This is a genomic window from Bhargavaea beijingensis, assembly GCF_900101985.1.
Classification (GTDB): Bacteria; Bacillota; Bacilli; order Bacillales_A; family Planococcaceae; genus Bhargavaea; species Bhargavaea beijingensis.
This window is the reverse complement of sequence record NZ_FNAR01000004.1, coordinates 92,878-104,973: the sequence shown is the minus strand read 5'-3', so window position 1 is coordinate 104,973 and position 12,096 is coordinate 92,878. Positions and strand designations below refer to the sequence as shown.

The 12,096-nt window shown below is 53.2% G+C and carries 13 protein-coding genes; 11 read left to right on the top strand and 2 right to left on the bottom strand.

Annotated features, from left to right (window positions below; translation table 11 throughout):
- Positions 1 to 137: 137 nt before the first annotated feature.
- Positions 138 to 389: a ferredoxin gene (locus BLT01_RS04925; protein WP_092095222.1), complete on the bottom strand. Its 252-nt coding sequence runs from the start codon at positions 387 to 389 to the stop codon at positions 138 to 140.
- Between the two features lie 101 nt (positions 390 to 490).
- Between BLT01_RS04925 and BLT01_RS04920 the strand changes: the two genes are divergently transcribed.
- The 6 genes from BLT01_RS04920 to BLT01_RS04895 all read left to right on the top strand — a co-directional run bounded on the left by BLT01_RS04920 (position 491) and on the right by BLT01_RS04895 (position 6,548).
- Positions 491 to 1,582, top strand: coding sequence for a helix-turn-helix domain-containing protein (locus BLT01_RS04920; RefSeq protein ID WP_176765048.1), 1,092 nt, complete (start codon positions 491 to 493; stop codon positions 1,580 to 1,582).
- A complete protein-coding gene (locus BLT01_RS04915) occupies positions 1,524 to 2,996 on the top strand; it encodes a RecQ family ATP-dependent DNA helicase (RefSeq protein ID WP_092095215.1) in 1,473 nt (490 codons plus the stop codon). The genes BLT01_RS04920 and BLT01_RS04915 overlap by 59 nt, the downstream gene beginning before the upstream one ends.
- 65 nt (positions 2,997 to 3,061) lie before the next feature.
- Positions 3,062 to 3,883 (top strand): LysM peptidoglycan-binding domain-containing protein, encoded by an 822-nt coding sequence (locus tag BLT01_RS04910; RefSeq protein WP_092095212.1) that lies wholly within the window; start codon positions 3,062 to 3,064, stop codon positions 3,881 to 3,883.
- Between the two features lie 84 nt (positions 3,884 to 3,967).
- A complete protein-coding gene (locus BLT01_RS04905) occupies positions 3,968 to 4,600 on the top strand; it encodes a CBS domain-containing protein (protein WP_092095209.1) in 633 nt (210 codons plus the stop codon).
- Between the two features lie 188 nt (positions 4,601 to 4,788).
- Positions 4,789 to 5,556, top strand: coding sequence for a metallophosphoesterase (locus BLT01_RS04900; protein WP_092095206.1), 768 nt, complete (start codon positions 4,789 to 4,791; stop codon positions 5,554 to 5,556).
- Between the two features lie 23 nt (positions 5,557 to 5,579).
- Positions 5,580 to 6,548 carry a YpdA family putative bacillithiol disulfide reductase gene (locus BLT01_RS04895; protein WP_092095421.1) on the top strand — a complete coding sequence of 323 codons (969 nt, stop codon included), beginning with the start codon at positions 5,580 to 5,582 and terminating at the stop codon, positions 6,546 to 6,548.
- A 112-nt stretch (positions 6,549 to 6,660) separates the two neighbouring features.
- On the opposite strand, the gene BLT01_RS04890 is transcribed toward BLT01_RS04895, so the two are convergent.
- Positions 6,661 to 7,635 (bottom strand): asparaginase, encoded by a 975-nt coding sequence (locus tag BLT01_RS04890; RefSeq protein WP_092095203.1) that lies wholly within the window; start codon positions 7,633 to 7,635, stop codon positions 6,661 to 6,663.
- A 75-nt stretch (positions 7,636 to 7,710) separates the two neighbouring features.
- Here BLT01_RS04890 and prsW point away from each other — a divergent pair, with 75 nt between their 5' ends.
- The 5 genes from prsW to BLT01_RS04865 all read left to right on the top strand — a co-directional run bounded on the left by prsW (position 7,711) and on the right by BLT01_RS04865 (position 12,052).
- Positions 7,711 to 8,391 (top strand): glutamic-type intramembrane protease PrsW, encoded by a 681-nt coding sequence (prsW, locus tag BLT01_RS04885; protein ID WP_092095200.1) that lies wholly within the window; start codon positions 7,711 to 7,713, stop codon positions 8,389 to 8,391.
- 210 nt (positions 8,392 to 8,601) lie between these two features.
- Positions 8,602 to 9,399 carry a spore cortex-lytic enzyme gene (sleB, locus tag BLT01_RS04880; RefSeq protein ID WP_092095197.1) on the top strand — a complete coding sequence of 266 codons (798 nt, stop codon included), beginning with the start codon at positions 8,602 to 8,604 and terminating at the stop codon, positions 9,397 to 9,399.
- Between the two features lie 8 nt (positions 9,400 to 9,407).
- Positions 9,408 to 10,697 carry a PepSY1/2 domain-containing protein gene (locus BLT01_RS04875; RefSeq protein WP_176765047.1) on the top strand — a complete coding sequence of 430 codons (1,290 nt, stop codon included), beginning with the start codon at positions 9,408 to 9,410 and terminating at the stop codon, positions 10,695 to 10,697.
- An 87-nt stretch (positions 10,698 to 10,784) separates the two neighbouring features.
- The gene (cmk, locus tag BLT01_RS04870) at positions 10,785 to 11,459 is read left to right on the top strand and encodes a (d)CMP kinase (RefSeq protein ID WP_092095192.1); all 675 of its coding nucleotides are present in this window, start codon (positions 10,785 to 10,787) and stop codon (positions 11,457 to 11,459) included.
- Positions 11,459 to 12,052: a lysophospholipid acyltransferase family protein gene (locus tag BLT01_RS04865; RefSeq protein WP_092095189.1), complete on the top strand. Its 594-nt coding sequence runs from the start codon at positions 11,459 to 11,461 to the stop codon at positions 12,050 to 12,052. The genes cmk and BLT01_RS04865 overlap by 1 nt, the downstream gene beginning before the upstream one ends.
- Positions 12,053 to 12,096 lie beyond the last annotated feature (44 nt).

The window sequence follows — 12,096 nt, the reverse complement described above, 5'->3', positions numbered from 1 at the left end:
TGCGAAAATCGGGGTGCCTTCACAGTTCGCGTACGAATCCAAGAAGTTCACCCGTGAAGAACGCCCAGGGAGAGTTGCAAAAAATAAAAACTGCAGCCAAAGGAGCGTTTCACTCGCTTCGTCTGCAGTTCGGAAGATCAACCTTCATACTTCAGCGGATCACCGTCAAACGGAGCATCCGCAATCTTGATGGAGTCTGTCGGGCAGCCATCAAGGGCGTCTTCCATGTCCTCAATGAGCAGGTCTGGAACTTCGGCTGTGCCCGTGTTATCATCTAGGATAACAAATGACAGGCCCATATCATCGTAGTCGTATATATCAGGGGCGGCTGCGCCGCAGGCCCCGCATGCGATGCACGTATCTTGATCGACGATCGTGTACTTCGGCATATTGGGTCTCTCCTTTTAAAAATGAATCTCGTGTCCTGTATTTGGCAGAACCGATGTTGTTTCAGTTCTAATGATAACACTTTATCATGTGGAGGCGTGCCATGAGCTTCGATGACATTTTATTGAACATCATCAGCCGGATCGACGGTGAGCGGTACAAGCATGCTGCCTTCCACCTCATGAAAGGAAAGCGGTCGGGCCAGACGCTTCAGGATACGGAGTATTACAGGCTGCATCCGTTTTTCGGGATGCTGCCTTCTTTGCATGCAAATGATTTTGATCTGGCCTACCGGAGGCTGCTGGCAGCCGGTCTGATCGCCGAAAAGGAAGACGGGACTGTCTTTTTGTCCGCTTCCGGCAAAACGAGGGCAGCTTCGCAAGGGCCGGTCCGGCTGAACGGTTGGAGCTACCGGGGCATGGAGCGGCTGTTTTTTGCACGGCTTGCCCTTGCAGTACAAACGGTGTCCCATCTTTCCGCAGGGGACAAGTCGTTTATGCCGGTTACCGCCGATCCGGTCGTCCAGCGGGATGTGAAACGTCTTTTTTCAACTGTTCTTAAAGGGAAGAAGCCAGGAGATCTTGCTTGGGAGATGCGGAGCAGTCTGGAAGCCGCCGGCATGGAAGATGACCGTCTATCCCGTTTTGCGGCCCGTCTTACGGGAAAGGGCATGTCCGGCATGACCTGGTATCAGCTTTCCGAGGTGACGGGCATATCCGAAATGGACCTGAAAGTGGAATGGGTGGAAACCCTTCATATTTGGCTGGATAGCCTGGCGAAACGGCCGACTCCGATCCTTGCCGCCCTGGCCAAAGGAGTGAAGGCCGAAAGTCCGCTGACCGGTTCGGCGAAGAAAACGGCAGAAATGTACCGTGCCGGGTTGGGGATGGATGATATTGCGAAACAGCGGAACCTGAAAATGAGCACGATTGAGGATCATTTTGTCGAAATCGCGATTAATGATCCGGCATTTCCGATCCGGGATTTTGCGGCACCGGAGGACGTCAAAGCTGTCAGGGATCAAGCCGCCCGGCTGGCCACGCGCAAGCTGAGCGTTTTGAAAAAGGCGTTTCCCGGACTCGCCTATTTCCAGCTGAGGCTGATCCTGGCAAGGATAGGAAAGGAGGAAGGGGCAGATGGATACGACGATCACGGAAAACCTGGGAAGCCTGCTGAAAAGGGTCACAGGATTTGATGAATTCCGCCGTGGCCAGGAAGAGGTCATCCGCTCGGTGATCCAGGGCCGTGACACGATTGCCGTCTTGCCGACAGGGGCGGGCAAGTCATTGTGCTATCAGCTCCCGGTCCATGCACTCGGGGGCACGGTATTGATCGTCTCGCCGCTTTTGTCGCTGATGGAAGACCAGGTCGCCCAGCTGAAAATGAAGGGCGAGAAGCGGGTCGCGGCTTTGAATTCTTTTCTCGCCCCAAAGGAAAGGGCAGAAGTGCTGGCCAATCTCGGTCGGTACCGTTTTCTGTTCACATCACCCGAAATGCTTGTACAACCCCATATTTCAAAACGGCTCAAGCAGCTCCGGATTGCTTATATCGTGGCAGATGAAGCGCACTGCATCTCCCAGTGGGGATTCGACTTCAGGCCGGACTATCTCAGAATGAGGGAATGGCTTGCTGCTTTGGAGGACAGGCCGCCTGTCCTCGCACTGACGGCGACCGCCTCGGAAAAGGCGATCCGGGATATTGCCGACTATTTGCTGATGCGGCAGCCGGAGCTGTTCATCCATACGCCTGACCGGCCCAATATCGCGATGGAACTTGTCCGACTTGCCGGCCGGGAGGAAAAAACGGAATGGATTCTCAAAAACCTATTGCGGTGGCAGGGGCCGGGCATCATCTATGTGCAATCGAGAAAGCGGGCCGAAGAACTTGCGGGTCACCTGAGGAACAGGGAAATTCATGCAGCGGCCTTTCATGCGGGGATGGAAGGGGAAGACCGGATCCTGGTCCAGCAACAGTTCCTGAATGGGGAGCTTGAATGGATCTGTGCAACCAATGCCTTCGGAATGGGCATCAACAAGCCTGATATCCGATGGATCATCCATGACCATCTGCCATCATCGGCAGCCCAGTATATCCAGGAGATCGGCAGAGCGGGAAGGGACGGAGGACAATCACTGTCCACCCTGCTCTATTCGGAAGGTGACGCCGATACAGCGGCATTTATCGCCACAGATGATCTGCCGGAGCCGGAAACCGTTCACTTTATCGGAAAGTGTTTAGCAGAAGGCATGGACATTAGAGAAGCGGGAGAGCTCGCGGGCCTTTCTGAAACTGCGCTCCGGGTCATTTCTTATTGGCTGGACAGACTCGGTACAGCACAGGCTGCAATCCAAATGGATAGACTTGCCAAAGCGAAGAGGGAAGAAATTCAATCGATGGTGCAATTTGCGGAAGGCGCCGGGTGTATCCGTTCCAGGGCGCTCGGCCTGTTCGGATACTCGCCGACGTTTCGGCCGGCCCATTGCTGTTCGGAATGCGGACTTGATCCCGCTCAAATTCTAACCGTGAGGACAACCGCAAGAAACACTGCCGGCCTCCAAGGCTGGAGAGAGCGGATCAACAGTTTGTTCGGAGTTTCGGCAGAGGAATAACATTTACTTTTCCTACATCATTCGTCATAATATATTTACGTACCTTTTACTGGAGGGTGACGGCCATGACGAATGATGACTTCAGGCAGAAGTTCGAGCAGCACCGCAAGGAAATTGCGGTGACCGATGACAAAGATTCTGCGGACAAGCCGATGACCAGAGCTGAGCTGTTCGGCCGAAAAGAACCGTCAGCCAAGAAAAAACAGAAAGCCGGAAAAGCATCCGGAAAAAAGAAACGAACAAAGGGAAGCACGTTGATCAACACGTTGCTGATTTTGTTCATGTTGATTCCGATCTCCCTATTTATCTATGTTTATAAATTTTACGATCCGATGGAAAGCAGCAATGCGGCCGAGCTCGAGCAAAATCTTGGAATCGATACATCCATCGCCGGAGAAAAGGCCGAGCCGCCGTCTGAAGGCGGGGCCGCTTCCAAAGATGACGATGATGAGAAGAAAGCAGAAGAACAGGCGGAAAAGCAACGCCAAGAAGAGCAGAAACGCAAGGAAGAAGAAAACAAATTAGAAGAGCAGAAAAAGCTGGACGAGCAGAAAAAACTCGAAGAACAGAAAAAGCTTGAAGAACAAAAGCGCCTGGAAGAGCAGCAGCGGATCGAGGAGCAGAAACGCAAAGAAGAACAGGCCCGGATCGCTGAACAGAAAAAGCGTGAAGAGCAGCAACGCCTTGAAAAGCAACGAAAGGAACAAGAAAAGGAAAAAGAAAAGCAGCAGGCCAATCGCGGTTCCCACACTGTACAGCCCGGAGAGACACTTTACCGCATCTCGGTGAATTACTATGGCTCGGGTGACGGGGTAGAAAAGATCAAGCGGGCAAATGGGCTTTCTTCCAATGAAATTTCCGTTGGACAGACCCTGGTCATCCCATGACCACTCGTAATCGAAAGGAATGGCTGATTCTCCTGCCGAATAAGGATATGCAGGTAACAGAAACCTAAAGGATGAGGTGGGACCATGTTTGTACGAAGTGTCATGATTCCAAAAGAGAAATGTGTAACCGTCCAGATTGATGAGCCGCTTGAGAACGTGCTTGAACTGCTCCGGCGAGAGGATATTGATGCGCTTCCGGTATTGGATGGCGATGAGTACAAAGGAATCATCAACCAGTATCTGACGTACGAATCCTATTTCCATTCCGGCAAGGACCGGCAATCCTACCTTTCCGAAACCCCTCTGACTGACATCATCATCCGGAAGGACATCACACTCACGATCAATGACGTTTTCGAGAAGTCATTCGTGGAAATCAGTGACTTCCCGATTATTGCTGTCACCGAAGACCGGAAGTTCCTTGGGATCGTCACGCGACCGGACATTGTCAACCAGGTAAAGAGCGCGTTCGGGATGAATCGGGAAGGGGTCCGCATTACATTCACTTCTGTGGAGACGGAAGGACAGATTGCCCGTCTCGGGGAACTGCTCAACAAGCATCACGAGTCCGTCATTTCCCTGGTCACATTTGATGAGACCGATAAACTCATCAGGCGCATTGTTCTCAAGATTGAACAGAGCGAAAACAAGGAGCAGTTCCTGAAGCAGCTTGAGAAAAGCGGTTTCCGAGTGCTCCACATCCACGAGGAAGACTGAGCATCTAATTTCATAGCGACGGCAGCGGCCTGCGGTGAGCGACCCGAGCTGCTGCCGTTTGCTTTTTCCGGGAAATCCTTCATGGATCCCGTTTTTCATGAGGCGCGTTCAACTTGTATGCATACTTTGGGTCAGAGTGCGCGTCTTATGAAGAGAGGGTCCAATACCCGAATACAGGGGTTGATGCAATGGAATTGAGAACAGTTGCTGCTGTGTTGGCGGCCGCAGGCGCCGGACTGGCCATGATGTATGCAAACGCCAAGTTGGCTATGCTCAGGGAGCATGAGGCCGCCATTTGTGCTGAACAGGACGGGAGCGGTCCTGACATTTTCTTCATATCGGATATTCATCGCAGGCGTGTATCCAGGGAGCTGATCCGGAAGGCAGGCGGTCCATTCGACGCAGTAATCATCGGCGGGGACCTCGCGGAACGCGGGGTTCCGGAATCCCGCATCCGCAGGAACATCATGCGGCTTGCCGCACTTGGCCCGCTTTACTATGTATGGGGGAACAACGACCGGGAAGTCGGGGAAGCCCTGATCCGTTCAGCCATCTCCGATGCAGGCGGGACTGTGCTTGACAATGAGTCAGCAGTGCTGATGGCGGGTCCGGTACGCTGGGTGCTTGTCGGCACGGACGACACATCGTCTTTCAATGTCGATGTCGATCAAGCTTTCCGGAATGTCAGGCGCGGGGATGCGGTCATTTTCATCTCGCATTCGCCAAGTGTATTTGAAATGCTCGGCCAAAAAGATCCGGAAGTGCGGATGGCAGGTCACACCCATGGCGGCCAGATTCGGCTGGGACGGTTCGGGATGCTTGAAAAGGGCCGCTTCCGGTCGGATAATGGAAAAGTGGAACTCGTGAGCAACGGCTACGGGACCTCTCTCGTGCCGCTCAGGCTCGGAGCCCCGGCTGAAAGCCACATAATCAGGTTAAGGGCTAAAAAGAAGTAAAGTAATGGAGAGTTGTAGATATGATACAGCAGGAAGAAGCCGTCATTATCGGAGGAGGGCCATGCGGAATTGCTGCAGCCATCGCATTGCAGGACGAAGGCATCCGCCCGCTCATCATCGAAAAGGGCAACGTTGTCAATACCATTTATAACTATCCGACCCATCAGACATTTTTCAGCTCAAGTGAAAAACTGTCAGTCGGCGATATCCCGTTTATTACTGAGCGGCTGAAGCCGAAGCGGAATGAGGCGCTTGTCTATTACCGGGAAGTCGTTCGGAGAAAGCAGCTCCGGGTTCATCGGTTTGAGCGGGTCGAAAGTGTCGAAAAAGATGACGGCGGTTTTGTCATCAAAACGGATAAGGGGCATTACCGTACGTCTGTTGCGGTCGTCGCGACGGGATATTATGACAATCCGAACTACTTGGGGATTCCCGGAGAGAACCTCCCGAAGGTCTTCCACTATTTCAAGGAAGCGCATCCGTTTTTCGATACGGATGTGCTGGTGATCGGCGGGAAGAACTCGGCAGTGGATGCCGCCATCGAGTTGAACAAAGCCGGTGCCCGGGTCACGGTATCCTACCGCGGCAAGGAGTACTCCCCGAGCGTCAAGCCATGGGTGCTGCCGGAATTTGATGCCCTTGTCCGGAATGGGGCGGTCGACATGCGGTTTGGCACAGTTCCTGTCCGCATTTCGGAAGAAGCGGTTGAACTGGAGGATCTGAAGGGGAACCTCAGTTCCGTGCCCAATGATTTCGTGTTTGCAATGACCGGTTATCATCCGGACCATACATTCCTGCGCAAAATGGGAATCGGGGTTGACGATGAAACCGGGCGTCCGAAGTACGATCCGGAAACGATGGAAACAGCGGTTCCCGGCTTGTTTATTGCCGGTGTCATCGCGGCGGGCAACAACGCCAATGAAATTTTCATCGAGAACGGGCGTTTTCATGGCGGGCTTCTCGCCAGGAAAGCAATCGAATATGTGAAATAACAAAGCCGGACCTGCAGAGGATTTCTTTTGCAGATCCGGCTTTTATCATGCTAATTATAAATATTTTTATTATGTTAACTTCCTTGTTCCATTGGTAATTAGATATAGGGGCTCAATGCCCCTTGAAAGACTGCGCAATCTGACCAGGGTGGATGCCTGCCGACAGGGCAAGAAGCAGCTGGATCCTGGCTTTTTGCCCGCTGAGCCCGTGAGCGAAGATGACACCTTCCTCGTGAAGCATTCGTCCTCCGCCCTCGTAGCCGTACACCGGCTGCGCAATGCCGTTAAAACAGCGCGACACCAGTACGACAGGGATCTCGTCCTCAAGCAGCCTGCGGATTCCCGGCATGAGTGAAGGGGGGACATTGCCCTGGCCGAGCCCTTCGAGAACGATTCCCTCATAGCCGGCATCCGCCGCATGAAAGAGGAATTCCGAATCCATTCCGGCATACACTTTCAGGAGCGCCACCCGCCCGCAAAGCTCGTCAACATGAAAGCGGGCGCGCAGAAGAGGAGCATGGTGGTAGTGAATATGGCCGTTTGTCACCAGGCCGATCGGTCCGTACTGGGGACTTTGAAATGTCGAGACATTTGAAGTGTGGGTCTTCGTGACATTCTGGGCCGTATGGATTTCGTCGTTCAGTACGACGAGTACCCCCTTGCCCCGCGAGTCCTCATCAGAGGCGACCCGGATGGCGGACAGGACATTATGGACGCCGTCCGAGCCGATTTCATCCGCACTTCTCATGGCACCCGTCAGGACGACAGGAATCTCCAGATTCAATGTAAGGTCCAGGAAGTAGGCCGTCTCTTCCAGCGTGTCGGTACCGTGGGTGATCACGACCCCGTCCGCGGGTTGGTCTGCAAGTGAGCGGACAATCAGCTTTTTCAGTTCGAGCATATGGCCGGGAGTGATATGCGGAGATGGAAAGTTAAAGGCCTCGATCTCGATGATTTCGTCTGCGAGTCCAAGTTTATGAATTTGGCCAAGGAGAGGGTTATTCAGCCCCGGCGTGACGGCTCCGCGTTCATCTGTGGTCATTGAAATTGTGCCGCCCGTATGGACCAGAATCAAGGTTTTTGTCATATTGGTACCTCCCGGTAGATTCTTACATGTTAAAATAGGATGATGGAAGTAGTTCGCAAGGAGGGGGAGACGCCCATGTTTATGTTGCTGACGGTGGCGATCGCCCCGGGTCTCGCGCTGTTCAGTTACTTTTACCTGCGTAAGCAGATTCATAAAGAACCTTCGCGAAGCCTGCTTCATACCTATATTTATGGAATGCTGCTGACATTTCCGATCCTCTTCGTCCAATATGTGTTTGAGGAGGAAGGGGTGTTTGCTTCCGTATTTGTAAGTGACGTCCTGTTCACAAGCGGGCTCGAAGAGTTTTTCAAGTGGCTGATCCTCCTGATCGTTGTTTACGGTCATGTGGACTTTGAAGACCCGTATGATGGAATATTATTCGGCGCAACTGTCTCGCTCGGTTTTGCGACCGTCGAGAATATCCTTTTCCTCCTGACGTTCGGGATGGATGAGGCTTTGATCCGCGCGCTGTTGCCCGTATCCAGCCACGCGCTGTTCGGTGTTGTCATGGGCTATTATCTGGGACGCGCCAAGTTCGTAGAAGATTCAGGCACAAAGCCGATGCTGTTTCTTTCCTTCTTTACCGCATTCGCGCTTCATTTCGTCTATAATGCCTTCGTGATGGCAGGAAGCATCCGGATGTATCTGTTGATTCCGTTCATGCTCTTCCTCTGGTGGTTCGCCCTTAAAAACGTCAAGCGGGCGCACCTACTGAGCGTTGACCAATATATCAAAAACCAGCGCACTGCGCGATAACCCGGCCGACGCCGGGTTTTTTCGTGCTTTTTCGGGCAACAATGAGAAGGACTGTCTACTGAAAAAAAACAGGAGCCATATTCGGCAAGCAAACTTTTTTATTTGTTCTTTTCCTGTTTATAATCCGCCTGTTTTTGCACACGCTATGCAAAAGTCCCCCCGGCATCTCCGGGTCGGGCGATGGAAATTACAGGAGGGATTCATGTGCAAATGAAATCGGCGCGCCGGAAGCGCAGACCTGTCCTGGCGGTGCTGGTTCTGGTCATGGCTTTGTCCGTCCCGGCTGGCAAAGATGCGTTCACCGCGCAAAATATCGGACGCGGATCATTTGGAGATGACGTCATCGAGCTGCAGGCACGCCTTCAATGGTCGGGGTTTTACGATGGGAAGATTGATGGGAAATTCGGTTATGGAACGTATTGGGCTCTTCGGAATTTCCAGCAGGCTTATGGACTTCCGATTGATGGTGTGGCGGGAGCCGCGACAAAAGAAAAACTTGTGTCAGTATCAAAGTATCACAAAGACTTTGTCATGAACAATATCGCAGCCGGAAAGGCGTTTACCCATTACGGAGGTACGCCGCTTAACGCCCAAGTTAAAGGCGGCGGAGGTGGAGGCGGCGGAGGCCAGACCGCCAATATTCCTCCGGGCTACAGTGAACAGGATATCCAGCTGATGGCCAATGCGGTGTACGGGGAAGCACGGGGAGAACCGTATGAGGGACAGGTCGCAGTTGCTGCAGTCATTCTGAACCGGCTGGAACATGCCGATTTCCCCAACACCGTGAGCGGTGTAATCTTTCAGCCCCTTGCTTTCACGGCAGTTGCGGACGGGCAGATCTGGCTTACCCCGAATGAGCGAGCAAAAGAGGCGGTCATCGATGCCATCAATGGCTGGGATCCGACAGAAAACGCCATTTACTACTTTAACCCGGTCACGGCAACCAGCAAATGGATCTGGTCAAGACCGCAGATCAAAAAAATCGGGCAGCATATCTTCTGCATGTGAGGGATCCCATGAAAAAACTGATATTTATACTGGCATATACGGTTGCCGCGCTGGCCATCTTTTCCTGGTCGGCATCGGCGAAAAACGAGAGACTGACTCTACTTCTGAACGGCCAGTATACCAATAAGCTGACCGAGGCGACCGAACAGATGAATGAACTGGAACAGGAAGTCAGAAAGGTCCTGCTTTATCAGGATCAGTCCGCGGCAGAAGAACCGCTCAACAACATCTGGAGGCTGTCTTCGGAAATCCGAAACAACCTCTCTTCGTTGCCGCTTGACCGTGAGTTCTCATCAGAGTGGATGAATTACCTCACCCGTCTCGGTGACTACGCGGATCTGGCTTCGACAGGGGCAATTCCCCAGGAAAAGTGGGGAAAGGCTCTTGGCAATGCCGCAGCGAACTTGGATGAATTCTCTACTGAATGGTCATCCGTGACCCGGGGGATGTTCGCCGGCGGCACCGGTCCCAACAGCTGGTTTGCACAGCTGGAAAGCGAAAAGCCGGACAAACGCTGGGCAGACCTCGGACAGGCAGTTAAAACCTATTCAGAGAGCGACTTTCCGCTGACCGCAAGCGAGCATGATGAGCAGAAGAAAAAAGACCTCAAGAATCTGAATGATGAGCCAATCGGACGTGATGGCGCGCTTAGCCGGTTCAAGGAACTGTTCCCGGATTATGACGGTGCCACTGTGCACGTAAGCCAGAGCGAACCGGATGCGCCGTACCCGTTTTATCACATCCGTTTCCAGGACGGGGCAAGGATCGGGTACGCCGATTTTACCGAACGCGGCGGACATTTGCTGTCCTTGCTTGTGGAGCGGCCAGTTGGAGAGGATGTACTGCCTGAGGCGGATATCCGCGGACGTGCGGAGAAATTTCTCCGACAGGCGGGATATGATGACCTTGTCTTCGAAGAATCCAGGGAGAACAGCCATTACTGGCATCTGAGTTTTGTGAGGGTCGATCCGGACACAGGCGGCAAGGTGTTTGCTGATGGCGTACAAGTGAAACTTGCGAAGGACGACGGAGAAGTGCTCGGTGTCAACACGATGGAATACATCCAGAAAGAGAAGATCAAGGCACAGCCGATCAATCCGTTTGATCCTGAAGAATTTTTTGCGGATGGTACGGAGGTCCATTCCGAGGAGCTCGGTTATACCGCCAACGAAGAGCTCGTCCAGCGGCTCTGCCATCTTCTTGTCGTCACCAAGAAAACTGGGGGCAGGACAGACACCTACAGGCTCATGGTCGACACTGAGACCGGGGAAGTGCTGAAGAGCGAAATTCTGCGATGAACCATTGAAAAGTCCCTGCCAGCGGGGGCTTTTCGTTTTTTGATATGGTACAATGAGGTCGAATTGACTTGAGGAGAGTTGAACGATATGACGAAAGAAATCCGCATTGCAATCGACGGACCCGCCGCGGCCGGAAAAAGTACAATTGCGAAGTTAGTTGCCGAGAAATTAGGCTATACATATATTGATACGGGCGCCATGTACCGTGCGCTGACGTATAAAGCGATCGGAGCGGGCATAGATTTGGACAAGGCCGCTGATGTCGAGGCTCTCCTGCCGGGGACTGAAATTGAACTGAAGGCCGGAGACAAAGGACAAACCGTGTGGCTGGACGGCCAGGACGTGACGGACGAAATTCGCACGGACGCCGTGACAAACGGCGTTTCCGCCGTTTCCGCGCATGCGGGCGTACGTGCCTATATGGTGGATGCCCAGCGCAGAATGGCGGAAGAGGGCGGCGTCGTCATGGATGGCCGTGATATCGGGACGGCGGTTTTGCCTGATGCCGAGCTCAAGGTCTTTATGACGGCAAGTGTCGAAGAGCGCGCACGCCGGCGCCATGCTGAAAATCTGAGGCGGGGATTTGAATCCTCCATTGACCAGCTTGCACAGGAAATCGCACTCCGTGACAAGAAAGACAGCGAGCGCGAGATCTCCCCGCTTACAAAGGCAGAAGATGCCGCCCTTCTGGATACGACATCTCTGTCCATCAGCGAAGCGGCTGAAGCGATCATGGATCTTGTCAGGGAGAAGGTGGACTGATGGACTTCTACCATTTCGCAAAGTCGGTCGTCTACGGGGTTCTCAAACCGCTATACCGGCTGGATGTGAAGGGGACCGAACACTTTCCGCAGGAAGGAGGCGCCCTCGTCTGTGCAAACCATATTTCTGAACTGGATCCCCCGGTTGTCGGAATCACCGCACCGCGCCCGATCAATTTCATGGCAAAGGCCGAACTTTTTGAAGCCCCGATCCTGAAAAATCTGCTTCCGAATCTTCATGTCTTTCCGGTCAAGCGCGGGCTCAGCGACCGGAATGCCATCCGCACGGCTGTCAGCCTGCTGAAGGGCGGACAGGTTGTCGGGATGTTCCCCGAAGGGACGCGGAGCAAAGACGGAACTCTCGGCCAGGGCATGTCCGGAGCCGGCTTTTTCGCATTGAAGGGCGGCGATGCAGTCGTCGTCCCTTGCGCGATCATCGGGCCTTACCGGCCGTTCCGGAAAGTAAAGGTCCGATACGGAAAACCGCTTGATATCACGCCTTTCAGGGAGCGGAAAGCAGGTGCGGAAGAAGTGACGGAAGCGATCATGCAAGAAATACGCCTGCTGATTGAAAAAGAAAAACCGGCTAAATAAGCTTAATATTTTGTTTTTACAGGCGTTTTCTAATAAAATGGGGT